We start from the raw sequence: 18,366 nt of genomic DNA, 5'->3' as shown, positions 1-18,366 counted from the left end.
CACCCCCGCAATCGGCCGTCGCCGCGGTCAGTCCAGGGCCTTGGGGCCGCTTACTCTAGCCAATCAACGCGGTGTGCGAGTCGTCAATATCCGCTGTAGTTGACATATGGTCAGTCGGTGACGGCGATTGCCTCGACCGCATTGAACAGTTTGAGTGGACAGTTCCGGGCTGACCGTCCCACAGGCCGGGGCGGGCTGGGGCCGGGTCGTATTCGGCGGCGTCGGCCAGCAGGTGGTCGGCGCTGGGTTCGCCGGTGGCGTGGGCGGTTCGCAGCGTCTCGGCGGAGTCGTCGACGCCGGTGATGGCGGCCTCGGGCCAGCGCTCGCGGATCACGGTGGTGGAGTTGCCGGGCCCGCAGCCGAGGTCGAGAGCGGCAGGTGCGGCGGGAAGCGCGGGTACGCGGGCCGGCAGTTCGCGTAGCGGCCTGATCCGCTCGTCGGTGAAGCGCGGGTACTGCTCAGGATCCCATCGGGGGGTCGTCACGGTGGCACCTCTCCCGTGTGTCTCGACGTCAAGGTATCTGGAATCCAGCCTCCACGAGATATCTCTCGACGCCAGGATAGTTTGTGATCGGCGAGTCCTCGACGCCGTTGGGAGGGCGGCGGGTTCAGCGAGGCCTCGGGCGGGGTGTCGGCCGCGCCGACTGCCGTTTCACCGGGCCCGGCGAGCGGGGGCATCGGCAGGTGAACCGGCCGCTGATGCCCCCGCTCGCCCAAGTGGTCAGGAGATCAGGGGTAGTTGGCCAGATAGACGTTGTTGGTGGTGGAGTTGGCGGCGCCACCGCTTGCGTTGATCACGTGGTTGATGGTGCCCACGCCGCCGAGCGACACCGTGAGCAGGTCGTGGAAGACCACGCCGGAGGTGTTGGGCGCCTGGAAGGCATGGTCGTTGACGATGGCCCGGTTGACGTTGAAGTAGCAGTAGCTGCCCACGCCCCAGGCCTGGTGACTGGTGACGTTGTTCGCGACCTCGTAGGCGGGGTAGCCGTTGGTGCCGCCGTTCATCCAGGAACTCTGGTCCGGCGGGTCGTAGGGGTTCTCGTTCTGGAAGAAGTACGTGCGTCCGCCGTTGCCGTTCCAGAGGACCTCGGTCTTCTGGTAGTGCTCGACCGCCAGGCCGTACATGGTGACGTTGTCCCCGTTGACGATCAGTCCGGTGTCGGCGGTGTTGGACGTCCAGCCGACGCCGCTGCCGTGGTCGGCCCGCCACAGCCACAGGTTGTCGCCGATGGTGTCATGGCTGTTGATGACCAGGCTGTCGGTCGCCTTGCCCACGCCGTCGCCGCCGATGCGGAAGTACACGTCCTCGATGGACTGCGGGTCGGCGGAGTGGTCGGCACTGGAACCGCTCTGGCCCATCTGGACCAGGCTGGCGGAGTTGGTGGACCCGGCGTCGATGAGCAGCCCGTCGATCTGCGCGCCGTTGACGTCGGCGGTGGAGACGGCGGTGACGCCGTTGTCCGGTACCAGGGTGGCCAGACCCATGCCCAGCACGAGCTGGTCGGGGTGGGTGATCTGGAGCGTCTGGTCGAGGTGGTAGACGCCGGGGGTGATCAGCAGGTCGTCACCCGCGGCGAGCGCCGCGTTCATCGTCTCCGCCGAGTCGTTCGGCTGGGTGACGTAGAAGTCGTGCATCGGCAGCGAGGTGCCGGGGGTGCTGCCGTTGATCCAGGTGGCACCCGCGGTGTTGGTGCGCAGCGAGGGCACGTAGACGTGGTAGTTCCCCGACGCGTCGATGTACGGGAAGGGCTTCTCGCGGGAGACCGGTGTCTGGGCGACGGTGGTGTACGTGGGATTGGGGAAGCTCTGCGCGGGCGCGTTGGGGTCGCCGACGAAGACCTGGTTCCAGACGCCGTTGCTCCAACTGCCGAAGTCGGTGTTGCGGGTCATCCACTGCTGCTGCGAGCCGGAGAAGACCTGACCGCTGACGCGGGAGTCGGACAGGAAGCCGCCGCTGGACCAGCCGTCGCCGCTCGGGTCCAACTTCAACTCGCCGTGCACGTCCATCCGGCGCAGTGACGCGCCCTGGGAGACCGCCCAGGTGTCGGTGCCGCTGGGCGGGGTGACCGAGAGGTTCTCCGCCTCGCGCCAGAAGTTCTGTGTCGCGTTGCCGTTGTTCCAGCCCGCGTCGGAGGTGACATAGCCGTTGATCTGGACGTCGTCGGGTGACAGGCCGAGACCGGCGATCTGGGTGTTGAAGCCGATGCTGGCCTGGACGTTGTACGTGCCGGGCTTGAACAGCAGGGCGTCGCGCTGCGTGCCGAACTGGTTTGACTGCTGCTGGTTGAAGACCGAGTCCAGGGTGGACTGGATGCTGGAGCTGGACATCGACGGGTCGAAGATCTTCACGTTGGGACCGAAGTCCGGGGTGTCGGAGGTCGCGGGCCTGGCGTGCGGCAGCGAAGTCCCCGACGCCTGTGCGGTCATCGTCGGCGCGACCAGGGCGGCGGCGACGACCGGCAGGACGGCCCAGAGCGCGAGTGGACCGCCGCGCCCCCAGGGAAGTCGATGACGTGTACGGACGCGGGCGGGTCTCATGGACATGCATCTCCTGCGGAAGTGGGGGGAGTGACGCCCGGACAGCGGTCGGGCACAGGAGAGCGCTCTGCCAGGGAGTGTTACGACGGTGCTTTCGATGTGTCAAGACATTGCACACAGTTCCGCTATCCACTGGCCGGACTGCCGGGATGTATGCGGTCAATCAGCGCGATTAACCACTGACGTGTCATCAACTGCCGTCAATTAGTGAATGGTTGAAGAGGATCAGCGTTTAAGTTCTTGACGTGCCAGAAACAACACCGTAAACATCACCCCACCGGGAGAGCGCTCTCTCACCCGCCATCCCCACCCATGGACCTCGCCGTGCGCGGCATGTCGATGCTCCTCGGACTCTTGTTGATCGCCACCTTGGCCCTGGTCGGCGCGCCCCGACCGGGTGCTCACCCAGAAGTTCGCCTTCGGGGGGCGAATCGGCCAACCCTGCACAACCTGCGCCTGGCCGACGAGCCCGGCCACCGGCGACAGATCAGGACGCAGGCCAACCGCCGGGAGGGCCGCCACGCGCTCGCGGCCTGCGGCCCCTGCGTGATCCGGTTGCGGTCGATGAGGAGTAAGGCTCAGCCCAGGACCAGGCCGACATCGGCGGACGGGTCAGCCGAGACGGAACCGCCTGTGACCCCTGTTCTCTTCGGCTGGCGACCGAAGTCTCATCCGCGCTCGCGGAGGTACGCCTCCAGCTCGGCGGCCCCGGTCAGCATCGCCTGCCCGCGGGCGGACAGCCGGCCGCGCCAGTCGCACAGTGCGGCATCCAGCGGCTCCAGCCCGCCGGCCGCCCGCACCTGGGCGATCAGCGGGGCGATCTGCTCCAGCAGGTAGCCGCCCCGCCTGAGCTGGTGGGCCAGCCGGGCGTCCCGTACGTCGGCCTCGTCGTAGACGCGGTACCCGGTCAGCGGGTCGCGGCGCGGGCGCACCAGCCCGGCGCGCTCCCATTTGCGCAGCGTCGCGGGCCGGATTCCGAGCTTCCCCGCCAGCGGCCCGATGAACGTGCCGCCGGGCCCGGGCACCACGGCTGGATCCAACCCCACACCGGGCTCGGACGCCGTGGTGGGCTCCAGGTCGCGGAGGGCGTTCTCCACGGCCTGGAGGGTCCGGCGGTCCTGGAGGAGCTGGGCATGGCTCTCGTCGATGAGGCGGAACGCCTCCTCGGCCGCGCCCTCGTTCACCGCCCGCATGATCGACGTCGCCGTCTGGTGGCCGTGGCCGGGCAGCAGGGCGAGGAACGCGCGCAGCGCCCCCGCGTGCAACGAGGTGTAGGTGCGGTAGCCGTGGGGTGTGCGACCGGCGGCCGGAAGGATGCCGGCCTCCTCGTAGTTCCTGATCGCCTGCGTGGACAGACCGTGCCCGCGTGCCAGGTCAACCGGCCTGAGCCGCTTGCCGTTTTGAGGGTTTCGCTCCATGGTCCTGCCGATATCGCGAGAAAGTCTCAACCGAAAGTTCAACGATACCGTTGAAGGTATGGCTACTGACATCAAGGACACCGCCCATGCCGTCGAGGCCGCCGCCGTCATGCGGCTGCTACCGGCCCGGCCGCGGCTGCTCGCTCTGGGCGAGCCCACCCATGGCGAGGACACGCTGCTCGACCTGCGCAACGAGCTCTTCCGGCAACTCGTCGAGCAGGAGGGCTACCGGACGATCGCGATCGAGAGCGACTGCATGATGGGCCTGCTCGTGGACGACTACGTCACCTCGGGCACGGGCACCCTCGACGAAGTCATGGAGCAAGGATTCAGCCACGGGTTCGGCACCTCCGCGGCCAACCGCGAGCTCGTGCGCTGGATGCGCGCCTACAACGACGGCCGGCCCGCGTCCGAGTGGCTCCGCTTCGCCGGGTTCGACGGCCCGCTGGAGATCACCGGCGCCGCGAGCCCCCGGCAGGCCCTCACCGCACTCCACGGCTACCTCTCGGGCCGGGTGGACGCGGACCTGCTTCCCTGCACCGCGGAAACGCTCGACCGCCTGCTCGGCGCCGACGACCGGTGGACCAGCCCCGCCGTCATGATGGACCCGGCCCAGTCCGTGGGGCAGTCGCCCGCGGCCAGTCAGCTGCGGCTCCTCGCCGACGATCTGGTGGCGCTGCTCGACGTACAGACGCCGCACCTGATCACGACGACCTCGCGGGACGACTGGGACCGGGCACGCCTGTACGGGCGCACCGCCACCGGCCTGCTGCGCTACCACTTCTGGATGGCCGACACCTCACCGAGCCGTATGACGCGGCTGGTGGGCCTGCGGGGCCAGATGATGGCCGACAACCTGTTCGCCGTCGCCGAACGGGGCCCGGGACTGGTCCATGCCCACAACGGCCATCTCCAGCGGGACAAGAGCACGATGCGGATGGGCGGCCTGCCGTTGGAGTGGTGGAGCGCCGGCGCGATCGTGAACTCCCGCCTGGGCGAGGGGTATGCCTTCCTGGCCACGGCCCTCGGCACGATCCGGCACCGGGGAGTGGACACCCCGCCACCGGACACCGTCGAAGGACTCCTGTACGCGCTCCCGGCGGACCGCTACGTCATCGACGCCCCGCGGCTGGCCACCGGCCTCGGCGACACGCGGCCCGCGCCCCGCGTATCCCCCTGGTTCGGCTACTCCCCGCTTGACCCGGCCCACCTGGCGGACAGCGACGGCATCGTGTTCGTCAAGGACGTCCCGCAGAGCTAGGGCCACCATCAGCGGTCCGGCCTGTCGGGGCGCCTCGGACGCGCGGGAGGCCGTCCCGGCCGTCAACGGCGAATACGACCGCTCAGCGCCGGCCGCCCCGGGCGCATAGATGAACGAGTGTTGGGGACGTGAACGGCTTCGATCGCTGAAGAAGTTGGGCACCGCGCATGGGCACGTCAAGGTCTGTACCTTCACGAAAAGACATCGGGTGCCACGGGAGGCCTTTGCCTCCACTGGCACCCGGCGTCGCTTCACCGCCTCACGTCATGCCCTGCGGGAGGTGCGTCGACTGGGCAGTGCCCACTGCTGGTTGGCGGCGCCGGTGCAGTCCCAGGTCTGCGGCCGGGTGCCGTTTGCGGAGCTGGGGCCGGTGGCGTCGAGGCAGCGCCCGGACTGCGGGTTGACCAGGCTGCCGTTCGAGCCCCTCTGCCAGACCTGTGAACCGGTGCCGTTGCAGTCGTGGAGCTGGACCCGGGTGCCGTTGGCGGTCCCGGCGGAGGTGACGTCCATGCACATGCCGAGGGCCTGTAGCGACCCGTTCGGTCCGCGGTGCGGCCCTGGTGTTCCCGGCCGACGTCGGCACGGTCGCGTCAGGCGCTGCCTGAAGTGACGCTTAATCGACGAGTCGAGAAACTGTCGCTGGTGGTGGAGGGCCGGCCCGGGTGAGGCTTGACCCATGATCACAACAGGCGCGGTCCTCGGCGTCGCGGCGGTGGCTCTAGGCATGGTGCTGACGCCGGGACCCAACATGATGTACCTGGTCTCGCGGAGCATCACCCAGGGCCGCAAGGCCGGGCTGGTCTCCCTCACCGGCGTCGCGGTCGGCTTCCTCGGCTACCTCAGCGCCGCGAACCTCGGCCTCTCGGTGGTGTTCCGCACCGTTCCGGCGCTGTACGCGACCGTAAAGCTCGCGGGCGCCGGGTATCTGGGGTGGCTGGCATGGAAGGCGCTCAAGCCCGGTGGTGTGTCGGTGTTCACGCCGAAGGAACTGCCGCCGGACTCCCATCGTCGGCTGTTCGCCATGGGGTTGATGACCAATCTCCTCAACCCCAAGATCGCCGTGATGTACCTGTCGTTGATTCCGCAGTTCGTCGACCCCCGCGCTGGCCATGTGCTGGTTCAGGGGTTCGTCCTGGGCGGGATCCAGATCGCCGTGAGTCTGCTGGTGAACCTCCTCCTCGTCGTCGCGGCGGGCACCATCGCGGTGTTCCTCGCCCGACGCCCGGCCTGGCTGCGGGCCCAGCGGTATGTGATGGGGACGGTGCTCGGTGCCCTCGCGGTAAAACTCGCCGCAGACCACTCGTTGCCGGCGCCAGCCTCGTAAGAGGGCCGACGGTCGTGTCGGCCGGTCGGGTGCGACCTGCGCGGCAGTGCCGTGATGACGTGCCACACTCGCCCCTGGCAGGGCGGCAGATCCGGCAGTGCACACGTGGAGCAACGATGGCCCAGGACCCCGCGGCGAAGCGAGAGATCACCTACGTGGCCGTGATCGGCGCGGGGGACGCGTCGGCCGCGGAGAAGGAGGCGGCCGAGCATGTCGGCGCTCTACTGGCCGAGCGCGGAGTGGTGGTGGTCTGCGGCGGTCTCGGCGGGGTCATGGAGGCCGCGTGCCGGGGCGTGCGGAGCCGCGGCGGGACCGCGGTCGGGTTGCTGCCGGGCCGGGATCGGGCCGTCGGCAACCCCTGTCTGTCCGTCGCGCTGCCGACCGGACTCGGCGAACTGCGCAACGGCCTGGTGGTGGCGGCGGGCGATGCCGTCATCGCGGTGGGCGGGGGCTGGGGGACGCTCAGCGAGATCGCGTTGGCGATGAGGACGGGGAAACCGACCGTGGTGGTCGACAGTTGGGACGTCAAGCCGGCACGGCCCCACGCAGTCAGTATGCCGACGGCGGTCGGCTCGGCCGAGGAGGCCGTGGAGTTGGCCCTTCGGCTGGCCGATGGCGGTTCCGGGCGCGGCGACGAAGGGTGAAGCCGCGGCGCGGGCTGTGACGGCCAACTGTGGACACGGCCGCCCCTCATCCATATCGTTCGAGCGAGTGACTGGAGGCTTTCCGGATGCGCATCAGCGGATCAACCGTGCTCCTGACCGGGGCCACCGGCGGCCTGGGCGAGGAGATCGCCGATGAACTCGCCCGCAGGGGAGCCACTTTGGTGGTCTCCGGCCGCCGGGCCGACGCCCTGGAATCAGTCGCGGCGAAACTGGGCGCCCGAGCCGTCACCGCCGACCTCGCCGACCCAGCGGACGTCGAGCGCCTCGCGGAGACGTGCGGAGACGTCGACATCCTCATCGCCAACGCGGCCCTGCCCGCCAGCGGCGAACTCCTCGACTACACCCCCGAACAGGCCGACCGGGCCCTCGACGTCAACCTGCGGGCCCCGGTCATGCTGGCCCGGCTCCTCGCACCCCGTATGGTCCGGGCGGGCCGGGGCCACATCGCCTTCGTCGGCTCGATCTCAGGCAAGGCCGCCACCAGGTCCTCCTCCCTGTACAACGCCACCAAGTTCGGACTGCGCGGTTTCGCGCACGGCTTCCGGCAGGACCTGCACGGCACGGGAGTCGGCGTCTCCCTCATCCAGCCCGGATTCGTCCGCGACGCCGGTATGTTCGCCGCCACCGGTGCCACACCGCCGGGCGGCGTACGCACCGTCACCCCGCGCCGGGTGGCCACCGGCGTCACCCGGGCCATCGAACGCAACCTGTGCGAAGTCAACGTCGCCCCCTTGGAGCTGAGGATCCTCAGCTCCATAGCCGGGCAGTTCCCCGGCTTCGCGGAGCGGGTCCAACGACGGGCCGCCGCCGACCGGACCATCACCCAGATCGTGGAGGCCCAGCGGCCGCACCGCTGACGGGGACGCCGACGGTCTTGCGGAAGTGCTGCCGCATCGGTGTTCCCGTGTTGAAGCCGCGGCTGCGGGTGATGTGCGTCCACGGGCAGATCGGTGGTTTCCCAGCAGGGTTCTGGCGTGGTCGATGCGCTGCTGGGCCAGCCAGCGCCTGGGCTGACGCGCACTTCGTCGCGGAACCGGCGGGCGAAGGTGCGCATGCTGAGCGCCGCGTGCGCTGCGAGGTCGGCGAGGGACCGCTGTCGATCGAGATGAGTGAGCGCCCAGGCCCTGGTGGGCTCGGCCGTGGCGATGGACGGCAGCGGAACGTGACGTTCGATGTACCGCGCCTGGCCCCGTCACGCCATGGTGGTCCCGGTGTTGGCCCGCACCGGAAGGCCGGTCGATCGTGCGGGCCAGGACTTCGTGGGCCGGGCCTACGGCCGCGTTGCGGGCCATGGGCAAGACCCGCGACGGCACTCCTGCCGAACGCATCGCGTCAGACGGGTTCCGCCGAGCCGGTGATCCGTAGCTTGCGCTGGGCGCGCTGGTAGAAGGTGGTGAGGCCGAGGCGGACGACCCGCGCCGCGGCGGGCAGTAGCGTCACGTCGATGACGTCTCCGGGGCAGACGTGACCGACCAGGCGGCCGTCGGCCTCCACCGCGAGCTCACCGCTGCTGGGCAGGACCTCCAGTGCCAGCTTCTCTCCGCCGGAGAGGAAAACGGACCGGTTGAACGCGGAGTGCGGAGCAACCGGCGTGACCAGCAGTCCCTCGGCGTTGGGGGAGACGATGGGGCCGCCGGCGGAGAAGCTGTAGGCGGTGGAGCCGGTGGGAGTGGCGACGATGACCGCGTCGGCGGTGTACTTCACGAAAGGGTGGCCCTGCACCCGTACGCCGACCGCCGCGGACCGCTTCCCGGGGCTGCGCAGGAGGACGACGTCGTTGAGTGCTGTCTCCTGATCGGAACCCGACCGGACCTGGACGGCGGAGCGGGCCTCCGCGGTGAAACGGCGCTCGTCGATGGCGTCGAGCGCGGCGGGCAGCTCGGGTGTGTCGATTTCGGCGAGGAACCCCAGGCGTCCGACGTTGACCCCCAGGACGGGCGCGTGGCCGCCGACCGCGAGGCGCATCGTGCGCAGCATGGTGCCGTCCCCACCGAGGCTGATCAGCAGGTCGGCGGCCGCGGTCAGCTCCGTTGCCGCCACCGGTACCGCCTCGCAGTCGATCCGTGCCACCTCCTCCGCCAGCCCCAGGACCTTTCCACCCCGGGCCCGGCTCCAGCGGGTGATGGTCTCCACGGTGGGCGCGCAGTGCCGCTCGGGGTGGAGCACCAGTCCTACGGCGTTGATGAGTCCCATGAGCATTGCCTCGATGTCCGTCGGGTCGCCGACGCCCCGTCCCTCCCAGTCACGCACACCGGACTACCGCCGACAAGTCCTGCCCGATCAGGTCGCTGGGGAGGCCCTGGCGTGCACCCCGCCCACGTGGTGCGATGAGTGCATGGAGTTGCGCGAGATGCGGGCGTTCATCGCCGTCGTCGAAGAGGGCGGCCTGTCCGCGGCAGCGCGTCGACTGCACCTGAGCCAGCCCGCCTTGTCGCAGACCGTCAGCGCTCTGGAGCGGCAACTCGGCGTACAACTGCTGGTGCGCACCAGTTCCGGGGTGAAGGCAACCGACGCGGGCATGACGCTGCTCAGCGAGGCCCGTGCCGTGCTGGCGCGTCATGATCAGGCCGTGGCGGCGGTGGCTCGGCACACCGCGGTCGGCGGGAGCGTGCTGCGACTCGGAATTCCGCTTGAGTTGCCCTCTGAGCTGCTCTCCCGGCCGCTGGCGGAGCTGTCCGCCGCCTACCCGGCCACCCGGGTCCAAGCCCGTCACCTGTCCACGTCCGCCCAGATCGCGGCCCTGCACGCCGGTGAGCTGGACGTCGGCCTGCTGCGCGAGCACCCGGTGGGCCAGGAGCTGGACGCCGTACTCGTCGCCGAGGAACGGCTGGGCGTGCTGATTGCCGCCGGGCAGGCCAAGCAGACCGAGTGTGCAGACGGGATCCGCCTGGAAGCCCTTGCCGGGCTGGAATGGGTGGGTTTCCCGCGCTCCGGCAGTCCGGCCTGGTACGACGAACTCACCGCCGTGCTGCGCAGCCACGGCCTGGAGCTGGGCCCTGCCGTGCCCGAGGGGCAGTCGCTGATCGCCGATGTCAAACTCGCCGCCGTCGCCGCGGGCGGGGCCTTCGCCCTGGCGCCGCCCAACTGGTCGCAGCCCATCCCCGACACGGTCACCTGGTGCCCGCTGGTCGGCCACCCCCTCGTCCGGCGCACCTGGGCGGCCTGGCCGGCCACCTCGCACCGCCGCGACCTGGGCCGCCTCATCGCCGCCTTCGACAGCCCCGCGGTCATGTGACGGGCAGCGCACCGAAGCATTGCCGTCGCGTGCCGTGCCCGCAGGCGTTCACGCGGTTCAGGCGTGGTGTTCCCGCTCCCAGACGGCTCTGGTGACGGGGGCGGGGCGGGGGAGTAGCTGCCCGTCCAGGTAGAGGTCGACCTTCTCGTTGTAGAAGGCGACCAGTCCGGCGATGGGCGTCAGCTGCCGGGTGGGGAAGTCGTAGGCCCAGGCGAGGTCGGGGTAGGTGGCGGTGTCCGTCGTGACGGACCAGTAGCCACTGGTTCTCCCCTTGTACGGGCAGTCGGTGACGGTGTCGGTGGGCTGCATCCGAGCCCAGTCGAGATACCCGCGGTCCAGGTAGTAGCGCGTCGGCAGGCCCGTCTCCAGCACCATCACCGAGCACGGCGCGTCGGCGAGCACGGCTCCGTCGAGCATGACGCGGACGCCGCGGCCAGACCGGAGCGCGTCGACACGGGTGTAGGGACTCCTGGGGTGGACGAACACCTGCTCGTCTTCCTCGAACCACGCGTCGATGGCCTCCCAACGGAAGCTGACACAGCCCGCGATGCCGGAAGGCGCGTCGTCGCCCCACTCCCAGGCCGCGCCCGGGCGGGTGAGCGAGTCCAACTCGAGGGTCTGGCGGCGCACCTTGCCGACCCTCAGTACGAGGGTCCGGTCCTCGTCGACGAGAACGCCGTCAAGGATGTCCTTGCGGGGAATGCAGTACTGCGGGTAGCCCGGCCACAACCACACGTATCGTGCCCGCACGGTGTCGAAGACCAGACGGTTGGCCGCGTAGCCGCGGATGCGGCGCGGTACCGGCTCGACGTGTCCTACCGGGACGATCATTCCCGGGTAGTCCGGTGTGTAGTGCTCCATGGCTTCTTGCCCTTCGCGGCGATTCCTGCCTCGGGCGGGCCAGGACAGGCCCGCTTCCTCGCCTCCAGGCAATCACCAAGGCGGTTGTCCGGCATCTATACGGCGTCCGGCCGACGTGCGATCCCCAATCCACTCGACGTATTTCGGCAAGGCCATCGCATCTGGTTATGCCCGCCATCGAGACCGGCAATGGCCTGGGTGGAATCCCGCGGAAACGAAGAGTGCTCTTCGCATTGGTCACCTCGTGAAGTGGTGCACGGCGAGCGCTCAACTCGAATCTGCTTTCGGGGGGCTCGGCACCGTGCATGAAGTGATCGCTGGAAAAAGGCGCTCTACGCGGCGCGTTCGAAGAGAAAAGGATCTGGCTGATGTCTTCTGCACACCTGACGGGAAGTGTCGCGCTGGTGACCGGAGCGACCAGCGGTATCGGTGCCGCTGCCGCGGCGGCGCTCGCCGAGCGGGGCGCACATGTGCTGGTCGCCGGCCGCGACCGGGCCCGCGGCGAGGCCGTGGTCGGCGGCATCCGGGGGAGGAGTGGAAAGGCGGACTTCGTCGCCGCTGATCTGAGCGATGCCCAGTCCGTTCGACGGCTGGCCCATGAGGCCCTTGAACTGGGCGGCGGCCGGGTGGACATCCTGGTCAACAACGCGGGCGTCTTCCCGTTCGGACCGACGGCGCAGGCGCAGGACAGCGATGTCGACGCCGTCTACGCGGTCAATGTGAAGGCTCCGTTCCATCTGGTGGCCGAGCTCGCCCCGGCGATGGCCGAGCGGGGCAGCGGAGCCATCGTCAATGTGAGCACGATGGTGAGCGAGTTCGGCGTCGCGGGGATGGCGCTCTACGGGTCGAGCAAGGCGGCACTGAACCTGCTGACCAAGGCGTGGGCCGCGGAGTACGGTCCGCGCGGTGTCCGGGTCAACGCTGTCGCGCCCGGTCCGACCCGGACGGAGGGCACTGCGGACATGGGCGAGGACCTCGACGCTCTGGCCGCCCAGGCGCCCGCTGGACGGCCGGCCTCCCCGGCGGAGATCGCGGAGGCGATCGCCTACCTGGCAACTGACGCGGCGAGCTTCGTGCACGGCGTGGTACTGCCCGTCGACGGCGGCCGCACGGCGGTCTGACGCGGATTCCGCTGGCCCGGCATCCGCCCGGTGCTGTACGGCAACGGGCACGGTCGTCCCATCGCGGGACAACCGTGCCCGTCAACCAGGCTGTGCGCCAGGTCAGTTGGCGACGTCGGCGTAGCTGGTGCCGGTCTTCTGGACGGTGACGTGGTTCGTGACCGCATCGGTCTGAGCCCCGTAGCCACCCCACTTGGGGTCGTCGCCGACGTCCCAGGTGCGGCAGGCATACCGTGTCGAGCCGTTGCCGAAGGTCTGCCGCCTGCCGATGTACCAGATCGAGGAGCGAGTTGGACCGAAGGCCACTTCTGGTGTTCCTTGCGCTGGTGACCGTGCTGTCCCTGCCGTTCTGGTCAGTGGGAGCGTTGCTCAGCAGCCCCAAGGGCACGCCGATCGGGCTGCCGGTCGGCGCGCTCATGGTGGTCTGCCCCGTCATCGCCGCATCTTCGCCGCCCTGACACCGCAGTACGCACTCGAACGCACCCCGTGGATCACGGGTGGGTTGACCGCTCTGGTGGCCGTCGGCCTTGCCGCGTTCGCCTGGCGGGACGGTGGCGCCTCATCCGCGATCCCGTGACGGCGTGATCGGTCAGGCGGCCTCGGCGGTCAGCCGGTCCTCTCCGGTGGCATCCGCGCATAGGGGTACCGACACGCTCTCGATCGGGCGAATGCGAAGGAACGCACTGCCGCACCCGGTGTGATTGCCGCCTTGGTATTTCGTCGATTCCTCGGGAGAGGCCATGCGTTTTCGAAGTGCTGTCATCGCCGCCGCTTTGGCTCTGACTGGCGCCCTGGCCGGGGCCGGCACCGCCTCCGCTGACTCGGGGGCCAAGGGTGTGGCCGCAGGTTCCCCCGGAATCCTCTCCGGCAACGTGATCCAGGTCCCGATCAATGTGCCGATCAACCTGTGTGGGAACAGCATCGACATCATCGGGCTACTCAACCCGGCGGCAGGCAACAGATGCGTCAACGGTTGATCCCGGGCTGAACCATCACGCTCCCAAGTCCTCAGCGATCCTCATTCACCGACACGGACGGCACAGCATCAACTGCCGTCCGTGTCGTGTTGCTCGGCGCCGACCGCGATGCGGGTGGAGTCGCCTCCTGCGGTCCACCGAAACGCGGCCGGGCGCGGCGGGGCAGCGGGTCAGCCGCCAAGGGCTGCCGCCATGCGGTCGAGGTCGGAGAGCAGGGCGGCCAGGCGCCGCTGCGGGACCGCTTCGACCATCTGCCGTTCGATGTCATAGACGGTGGACCGGGCCGCGTCGAGACGGCCGCGGCCCTCCGCGGTGAGGTGGGCGGGTAGGGCGCGGCCGTGGTCGGTGGTGGCGGGCCGGGAGATCAGGCCTGCGTCCTGGAGGCCGCGGAGGACGACGTTCATGGATTGCCGTGTGACGAACGTGCCGCGGGCCAACTCGGCGTTGGACAGGCCGGGCTGCTGGTCGAGGAGTTCGAGGCATGCGTACTGCGGCACCGTCAGACCGTGCTCGCGCAGTGCTTTGTCCATGGCGCCGCGCAGCGCCGCGGCGGCGCGTTTGAGGCGGTATCCCACGTGCTCGGTGACGTCCTGAGCGGGGTGCGGCGGTTCCACGGACTTCCGGTCATCCATGTCAGCATTTTGACATAGGGGGTCGCCGTGAGTACAGTCCTGCATGTCAAAGTCCTGACATTAGCAATCGGGGAGGACCCATGACTGTCACCGTCGACGGCCCTGACTTCATCGCGCTGCAGGTACGCGATGTCGAGGCGGCGGCCGCCTTCTGCGAAAAGCACCTCGGACTGCGGCGGGCACCGGCCTCGCCTCCCGGTGCGGTGGTGTTCACCACCGAGCCGATCCCGTTCGCCGTCCGCGAGCCGCTGCCGGGCGTCGATCTCGACGGCGTCGCGCGGCCCGGCCTCGGGGTGGCCCTGTGGTTCCGCACCGCGGACGCCCAGCAGCTGCACGACCAGCTCACCGCCGCCGGGGTGCCCATCATCAGCCCGCCCATGGACCGACGGAAGCGGCTTCCCCGAACTGGCCGCCGACGATCCGGTGGTGGCCGGGCTCATGGCGGACTATCCGGGGCTTCGGCCAGTGTGCTTCCACTCGCCCTACGAAGCCGCCGTGTGGGCGGTCATCGGCCACCGCATCCGTATGACCCAGGCCGCCACCATCAAGGCCCGCCTCGCCGAGCAGCACGGACAGCGCGTCCAGGTCGCGGGCCGGACCCTGCGCGCCTTCCCCACCCCGCTGGCCCCGCGCGCGATCACCCGCGTCCTGGCCTGACCGACGTGCGGGTCGACCGGCTGCATGCGCTGGCCGAAGCAGCCGCCGCTGGCGAACTGGACGCCGCGCGACTGCGCGCGATGCCCAGCGAACGACGCCCTCGAGGCGCTGCGCACCCTTCCCGGCATCGGCCCCTTCTCCGCCGAACTCATCCTCATCCGCGGCGCCGGACATCCCGACGTATTCCCTCGCCACGAACGGCGACTGCGCGCATCCATCGCCGACGAATACGACCTCGGGGAGACCGGCTCCCACGACGTGCGCCGGCTGGCCGAGATCGCCGACCGCTGGAAGCCCTACCGAAGTTGGATCGCACTCCTGCTACGCGCTCGCGCCGAGCACAAGACCCAGGCAGGCCCGGCTGCCGCGGGGCGGCGGACGGGTCGGCGCTGACGCCGGTCACGTCCACCGGAGCCGACACCCCTGTGCCATGACTCGAATGGGCCCTCGTCGGGTGCGCGGCCGGCGGGCGCGCGGTGTGATGTCAGCGTCGCCAAGTATCGGCTGGGCTGCCCATGGCGGGCTGCGGCGCGGGCCGACGTCCAGTGCCATCCATCCCCTGGCGGCACCGAAGACCCGAAGGAGGCGGCTTGATACGCCACCGATCGATCCTCCGCTGGCTGGCCGTAGTGCTCCCGCTGCCTGTCTTCGCCTTGACTTTCGGCCACTTCGGGGAGGTCTCGGCCACGGGCCCCTCCCTGCCGACGATGGCGCGTACGGCAGTGATGCCCTCCGCTGCACACACGGGACCGCCGTTGCAGGATCCGCCGGAGCTGGTCAGCCGGAACGGGGTTCTCCGGGCACGGATCGTCGTGGAGCGGCGAAAGGTCCTGGTCGGTGACCGCATCCTGTTCGCCGACACCTACAACGGCCGCTACATGCCCCCCACGCTCCGCCTGCGCCCTGGCGACCAGCTGGACCTGACGATGGCCAACCGGACGAGCGAGGGCACCAACGTGCACGTCCACGGACTCCACGTGTCCCCGCGCAGCCCCGGCGACAACATCTTCATCACCATCAAGCCCGGGCAGACCTACCACTACGCGTACCGGCTCCCGCGCAACATCACGCCGGGAACGTACTGGTACCACTCCCACGAGAACATGCGTTCCGCCCCACAGGTGGCCGGAGGCGAGTCGGGCATCATCATCGTAGACGGGCTGCGCGATTACCTGCGCCCGTCACTGCGGCACATCACCGAGCACGTCATCGCGCTCAAGGACGACCAAGTCCAAGGGAACGCGATCAAAACCGAGGGCCTGACCGTCGGAGCGAGCACCAACCGGACGGTCAACGGCCAGCAGGATCCCGTGATCCGCATCCGGCCGGGAGAAACCCAGTTGTGGCGCCTGGCCAACATCGGCGCGAACATCTACTACAACCTCCACCTACCTGGATCGAAGTTCTACGTGATCGCGCAGGACGGCTATCCCGTGAAGCGGGTCTACGCAGCGGACTCACTCGTCATTCCGGCTGCCTCCCGCTTCGACGTACTGGTGCAGGGCGGCCCGGCGGGGCAGGCCCCGCTGCAGACCCTCGCCTACAACACCGGTCCGGCCGGCAACCAGTTCCCCCAGGTGAACCTGGCCACCGTCGTCTCCCAAGGCGCGCCGACGCCCGCCGCCAGCATCCCCGTCGGCTTCGCGCCCAACGAGGACCTCAGCCACGCCACGATCACCACTCGGCAGTCCATGACGTACACCGAGAACGCCGCTGGCACCGAGTTCTACATCAACGGCAGGCAGTTCGCCCCGAACCGGGTGGACTTCACGTCCACCCTCAACACGGTCGAGGAGTGGACCGTCTTCAACAAGACCAACGAGCAGCACTCCTTCCACCTGCACACCGACCACTTCCAGGTGATGAGCGTCAACGGCCGACCCGTGCCGAGAGGCCACGCCTGGTACGAGACGTTCAACGTCCCCGTCCAGGGCAACATCGTCATCCGCGTCCACTTCACCGAGTACGTCGGCAGGACAGTCCTGCACTGCCACCTCCTCAACCACGAGGACAAGGGCATGATGGCTGTCCTCGACATCGTCCCCGCCCAGCCGGGTTCCCCACGCCAAGCCGTCGGGAAGCACAGGGTTCCGTAGCGCCCCAGCGCCAACCGGCGAGTGGGCGCCGGGCTTGACGACCCCCTGGGGCGGACACTGGCCGTCGCGGCGGGAGTCGTCGTCCCGGCCGGCTTCGGGTTATCGACGCGGCTGGACAAGGTCAACCTGGGCGCGTTCTTGAAGAAGACCGGCATCTGGGCCGCTCTCGTCACCGTCGTCCTCGTCGTGGACGTCCGACACCGGGCAGACAGGCTCAAGGCGCGCATGCGGTGGCCAGAAACCCACGCCGTGGAACGGGGACGGGTATCGGCACCCTTTGGCGATCAGGACTCTTACCTGGTCGGATGATTTATCCGTGCTTCCGGCAGGCAATGGCCTCTGGAGAGGTGGTGCACGGTATCACCACCGCCGCGGCGATCTTCGCTGCCGCGGCTATCGGCGCCACGGCAGGCCAGGGAAGGGAAATCCTGGCCACATTCGGCGCGTTGGTGTCCCTCTCGGCCCTGGAGATCAGACACATCCCGGGGCTGCGTCTTCTCGATGGCCGACGATGGTCGGGTCGGTTGCCGGCGGACGAGGTGGCTCAGACACGGTCCATCGACCCCGAAGTGTGATGCAACCCGACCTGCGCCTTGGCATCCGCGATGCCGATCGACAGGACAGCTGCGGATCCGCGGACCGAATCGGCTCGACCACGAAGTCTGGCTGGACGAGTTCGCCCTGCAACTGGTCAAGGACCGGCTGGTCGAGTGTCATCACCGCTGGCCGCTGAGCGCCAATCCCTATCTGATCGTCAGCCCCATCACCGCCATGCACGTCGACCAGCCCGCCGTCGGCATCTCCAACTTCCCAGCGCTCGGCGACCGGATCGGAATCAACTTCACACGGCTTCGACAGGACCGATTCCTCGACAAGGCACGAGAGACCGCGGACCCGGTCCGACTGATGCGCTTGTTCGGCATCACCTCGCACACCGCGATCCACTACGTCCTCGCCGCCCACCCCGAATGCTTCACCATCGACCCCACCCAGGCGTGAGCCTTACTGACGCCGCCGGCCAAGGACACAGAACTCGTTACCTTCGGGGTCTGCCAATACAACCCACGATTGATCACCCTGGCCAATATCAACACGCTGTGCGCCGTGAGCCACCAGACGAGCCACCTCGGCGTCCTGGTCATCAGGCCTGAAGTCGAGATGCAGTCGGCTCTTAGCCTTCTTGCTCTCATCAAGCCGGACGAAGTCCAACCCCGGCAGGCGATCCGGCTCCGGGCGGATCTCGAACTCCTCATCAGAGGAGTGGACCACAACCCAGCCAAGAGCCTCGGCCCACCACTGCCCCAAGGCCACCGGATCTACCGAGTGAACAATCACCTGTTCCCATTCCAAGGTCATCCGCCGAGTTTAGACCTGCCAGGGCTTCGTAAAACAGGCACTCAGGTCTCCCTCATCGGGCTGAACCCGGCTCCCAGCCGACCAGGCGTGGCCTTGAACGGGTCTGACACGAAAATAGAGCTGTTCCCGCGCTCAGGTAGCTGCGATCGGTTCGAAGCGGACGGTCAGCCCGAGGCTGTTGGCTTCCCTCATTATGCGGCGCATGGCGCGCTCGGGGTCACGCTT

The 18,366-nt window shown here is 69.1% G+C and carries 19 protein-coding genes and 3 pseudogenes; 13 read left to right on the top strand and 9 right to left on the bottom strand.

Features of this window, described 5'->3' with window-relative positions:
- Positions 1-55: 55 nt before the first annotated feature.
- The 3 genes from P2L57_RS31745 to P2L57_RS31735 all read right to left on the bottom strand — a co-directional run bounded on the left by P2L57_RS31745 (position 56) and on the right by P2L57_RS31735 (position 3,956).
- Complete coding sequence (locus P2L57_RS31745) at positions 56-484, bottom strand: methyltransferase domain-containing protein (protein WP_275820427.1); 429 nt, start codon at positions 482-484, stop codon at positions 56-58.
- A gap of 245 nt (positions 485-729) precedes the next feature.
- The gene (locus P2L57_RS31740) at positions 730-2,538 is read right to left on the bottom strand and encodes a pectate lyase-like domain-containing protein (RefSeq protein ID WP_275820425.1); all 1,809 of its coding nucleotides are present in this window, start codon (positions 2,536-2,538) and stop codon (positions 730-732) included.
- Between the two features lie 668 nt (positions 2,539-3,206).
- Positions 3,207-3,956, bottom strand: a complete 750-nt coding sequence (locus P2L57_RS31735) for a TioE family transcriptional regulator (RefSeq protein ID WP_275820423.1) — start codon at positions 3,954-3,956, stop codon at positions 3,207-3,209.
- A gap of 58 nt (positions 3,957-4,014) precedes the next feature.
- Here P2L57_RS31735 and P2L57_RS31730 point away from each other — a divergent pair, with 58 nt between their 5' ends.
- Complete coding sequence (locus P2L57_RS31730; RefSeq protein WP_275820421.1) at positions 4,015-5,217, top strand: erythromycin esterase family protein; 1,203 nt, start codon at positions 4,015-4,017, stop codon at positions 5,215-5,217.
- Between the two features lie 264 nt (positions 5,218-5,481).
- On the opposite strand, the pseudogene P2L57_RS31725 reads toward P2L57_RS31730, so the two are convergent.
- Positions 5,482-5,757 (bottom strand): annotated as a pseudogene (locus P2L57_RS31725) (RICIN domain-containing protein); the annotation flags it as partial.
- 136 nt (positions 5,758-5,893) lie between these two features.
- Between P2L57_RS31725 and P2L57_RS31720 the strand changes: the two are divergent.
- The 3 genes from P2L57_RS31720 to P2L57_RS31710 all read left to right on the top strand — a co-directional run bounded on the left by P2L57_RS31720 (position 5,894) and on the right by P2L57_RS31710 (position 8,063).
- Positions 5,894-6,541 carry a LysE family translocator gene (locus P2L57_RS31720; protein ID WP_275820419.1) on the top strand — a complete coding sequence of 216 codons (648 nt, stop codon included), beginning with the start codon at positions 5,894-5,896 and terminating at the stop codon, positions 6,539-6,541.
- A 116-nt stretch (positions 6,542-6,657) separates the two neighbouring features.
- Positions 6,658-7,185 carry a TIGR00725 family protein gene (locus P2L57_RS31715; RefSeq protein WP_275820417.1) on the top strand — a complete coding sequence of 176 codons (528 nt, stop codon included), beginning with the start codon at positions 6,658-6,660 and terminating at the stop codon, positions 7,183-7,185.
- An 86-nt stretch (positions 7,186-7,271) separates the two neighbouring features.
- Positions 7,272-8,063, top strand: coding sequence for an SDR family NAD(P)-dependent oxidoreductase (locus P2L57_RS31710; protein WP_275820415.1), 792 nt, complete (start codon positions 7,272-7,274; stop codon positions 8,061-8,063).
- Between the two features lie 475 nt (positions 8,064-8,538).
- On the opposite strand, the gene P2L57_RS31705 is transcribed toward P2L57_RS31710, so the two are convergent.
- On the bottom strand, positions 8,539-9,456 hold the full coding sequence (locus tag P2L57_RS31705; RefSeq protein ID WP_275820413.1) for an NAD(+)/NADH kinase: 918 nt from the start codon (positions 9,454-9,456) through the stop codon (positions 8,539-8,541).
- Positions 9,457-9,541: 85 nt separating this feature from the next.
- Here P2L57_RS31705 and P2L57_RS31700 point away from each other — a divergent pair, with 85 nt between their 5' ends.
- Entirely contained in the window at positions 9,542-10,441 is a 900-nt protein-coding gene (locus P2L57_RS31700; RefSeq protein ID WP_275820411.1) for a LysR family transcriptional regulator, read from the top strand.
- Positions 10,442-10,498: 57 nt separating this feature from the next.
- Here the strand turns inward: P2L57_RS31700 and P2L57_RS31695 are convergent, their stop codons facing one another.
- The gene (locus P2L57_RS31695) at positions 10,499-11,302 is read right to left on the bottom strand and encodes a DUF427 domain-containing protein (protein WP_275820409.1); all 804 of its coding nucleotides are present in this window, start codon (positions 11,300-11,302) and stop codon (positions 10,499-10,501) included.
- 368 nt (positions 11,303-11,670) lie between these two features.
- On the opposite strand from P2L57_RS31695, the gene P2L57_RS31690 reads away from it, so the two are divergent.
- Positions 11,671-12,423, top strand: coding sequence for an SDR family NAD(P)-dependent oxidoreductase (locus P2L57_RS31690; RefSeq protein WP_275820407.1), 753 nt, complete (start codon positions 11,671-11,673; stop codon positions 12,421-12,423).
- 102 nt (positions 12,424-12,525) lie between these two features.
- Here P2L57_RS31690 and P2L57_RS31685 read toward each other — a convergent pair whose 3' ends face one another.
- Positions 12,526-12,729: a hypothetical protein gene (locus P2L57_RS31685; protein ID WP_275820405.1), complete on the bottom strand. Its 204-nt coding sequence runs from the start codon at positions 12,727-12,729 to the stop codon at positions 12,526-12,528.
- A 5-nt stretch (positions 12,730-12,734) separates the two neighbouring features.
- Here P2L57_RS31685 and P2L57_RS31680 point away from each other — a divergent pair, with 5 nt between their 5' ends.
- Positions 12,735-12,881 carry a hypothetical protein gene (locus tag P2L57_RS31680; RefSeq protein WP_275820403.1) on the top strand — a complete coding sequence of 49 codons (147 nt, stop codon included), beginning with the start codon at positions 12,735-12,737 and terminating at the stop codon, positions 12,879-12,881.
- Positions 12,882-13,163: 282 nt separating this feature from the next.
- Positions 13,164-13,400, top strand: a complete 237-nt coding sequence (locus tag P2L57_RS31675) for a chaplin (protein ID WP_275820401.1) — start codon at positions 13,164-13,166, stop codon at positions 13,398-13,400.
- A gap of 170 nt (positions 13,401-13,570) precedes the next feature.
- Here the strand turns inward: P2L57_RS31675 and P2L57_RS31670 are convergent, their stop codons facing one another.
- The gene (locus tag P2L57_RS31670) at positions 13,571-14,032 is read right to left on the bottom strand and encodes a MarR family winged helix-turn-helix transcriptional regulator (protein ID WP_275820399.1); all 462 of its coding nucleotides are present in this window, start codon (positions 14,030-14,032) and stop codon (positions 13,571-13,573) included.
- An 80-nt stretch (positions 14,033-14,112) separates the two neighbouring features.
- Here P2L57_RS31670 and P2L57_RS31665 point away from each other — a divergent pair.
- The 5 genes and pseudogenes from P2L57_RS31665 to P2L57_RS31645 form a co-directional block, all read left to right on the top strand.
- Positions 14,113-14,415 (top strand): annotated as a pseudogene (locus tag P2L57_RS31665) (VOC family protein); the annotation flags it as partial.
- A gap of 1 nt (position 14,416) precedes the next feature.
- A pseudogene (locus P2L57_RS31660) lies at positions 14,417-15,082 on the top strand (DNA-3-methyladenine glycosylase family protein); the annotation flags it as partial.
- A gap of 197 nt (positions 15,083-15,279) precedes the next feature.
- Positions 15,280-16,785: a multicopper oxidase family protein gene (locus P2L57_RS31655; protein ID WP_275820397.1), complete on the top strand. Its 1,506-nt coding sequence runs from the start codon at positions 15,280-15,282 to the stop codon at positions 16,783-16,785.
- Positions 16,786-16,806: 21 nt separating this feature from the next.
- The gene (locus P2L57_RS31650; protein WP_275820395.1) at positions 16,807-17,094 is read left to right on the top strand and encodes a hypothetical protein; all 288 of its coding nucleotides are present in this window, start codon (positions 16,807-16,809) and stop codon (positions 17,092-17,094) included.
- A gap of 462 nt (positions 17,095-17,556) precedes the next feature.
- Complete coding sequence (locus P2L57_RS31645; RefSeq protein ID WP_275820393.1) at positions 17,557-17,784, top strand: hypothetical protein; 228 nt, start codon at positions 17,557-17,559, stop codon at positions 17,782-17,784.
- Positions 17,785-17,787: 3 nt separating this feature from the next.
- Here P2L57_RS31645 and P2L57_RS31640 read toward each other — a convergent pair whose 3' ends face one another.
- Positions 17,788-18,141, bottom strand: coding sequence for a VOC family protein (locus P2L57_RS31640; RefSeq protein WP_275820391.1), 354 nt, complete (start codon positions 18,139-18,141; stop codon positions 17,788-17,790).
- Positions 18,142-18,366 lie beyond the last annotated feature (225 nt).

Source organism: Streptantibioticus ferralitis (assembly GCF_029223525.1).
In the GTDB taxonomy this organism is placed as follows: Bacteria; Actinomycetota; Actinomycetes; order Streptomycetales; family Streptomycetaceae; genus Streptantibioticus_A; species Streptantibioticus_A ferralitis.
Note: the sequence above shows the minus strand (reverse complement) of the source record. Positions and strands in the feature narration are given on the sequence as shown.

What these genes read in the sequence shown, in the direction of transcription:
- P2L57_RS31710 (WP_275820415.1), top strand. Translation starts at nt 7,272, where the DNA reads ATGCGCATCAGCGGATCAACCGTGCTCCTGACCGGGGCCACCGGCGGC.
- P2L57_RS31695 (WP_275820409.1), bottom strand. Translation starts at nt 11,302, where the DNA reads ATGGAGCACTACACACCGGACTACCCGGGAATGATCGTCCCGGTAGGA.
- P2L57_RS31670 (WP_275820399.1), bottom strand. Translation starts at nt 14,032, where the DNA reads ATGGATGACCGGAAGTCCGTGGAACCGCCGCACCCCGCTCAGGACGTC.
- P2L57_RS31740 (WP_275820425.1), bottom strand. Translation starts at nt 2,538, where the DNA reads ATGAGACCCGCCCGCGTCCGTACACGTCATCGACTTCCCTGGGGGCGC.
- P2L57_RS31720 (WP_275820419.1), top strand. Translation starts at nt 5,894, where the DNA reads ATGATCACAACAGGCGCGGTCCTCGGCGTCGCGGCGGTGGCTCTAGGC.
- P2L57_RS31675 (WP_275820401.1), top strand. Translation starts at nt 13,164, where the DNA reads ATGCGTTTTCGAAGTGCTGTCATCGCCGCCGCTTTGGCTCTGACTGGC.
- P2L57_RS31735 (WP_275820423.1), bottom strand. Translation starts at nt 3,956, where the DNA reads ATGGAGCGAAACCCTCAAAACGGCAAGCGGCTCAGGCCGGTTGACCTG.
- P2L57_RS31715 (WP_275820417.1), top strand. Translation starts at nt 6,658, where the DNA reads ATGGCCCAGGACCCCGCGGCGAAGCGAGAGATCACCTACGTGGCCGTG.
- P2L57_RS31730 (WP_275820421.1), top strand. Translation starts at nt 4,015, where the DNA reads ATGGCTACTGACATCAAGGACACCGCCCATGCCGTCGAGGCCGCCGCC.
- P2L57_RS31640 (WP_275820391.1), bottom strand. Translation starts at nt 18,141, where the DNA reads ATGACCTTGGAATGGGAACAGGTGATTGTTCACTCGGTAGATCCGGTG.
- P2L57_RS31645 (WP_275820393.1), top strand. Translation starts at nt 17,557, where the DNA reads ATGCACGTCGACCAGCCCGCCGTCGGCATCTCCAACTTCCCAGCGCTC.
- P2L57_RS31700 (WP_275820411.1), top strand. Translation starts at nt 9,542, where the DNA reads ATGGAGTTGCGCGAGATGCGGGCGTTCATCGCCGTCGTCGAAGAGGGC.
- P2L57_RS31690 (WP_275820407.1), top strand. Translation starts at nt 11,671, where the DNA reads ATGTCTTCTGCACACCTGACGGGAAGTGTCGCGCTGGTGACCGGAGCG.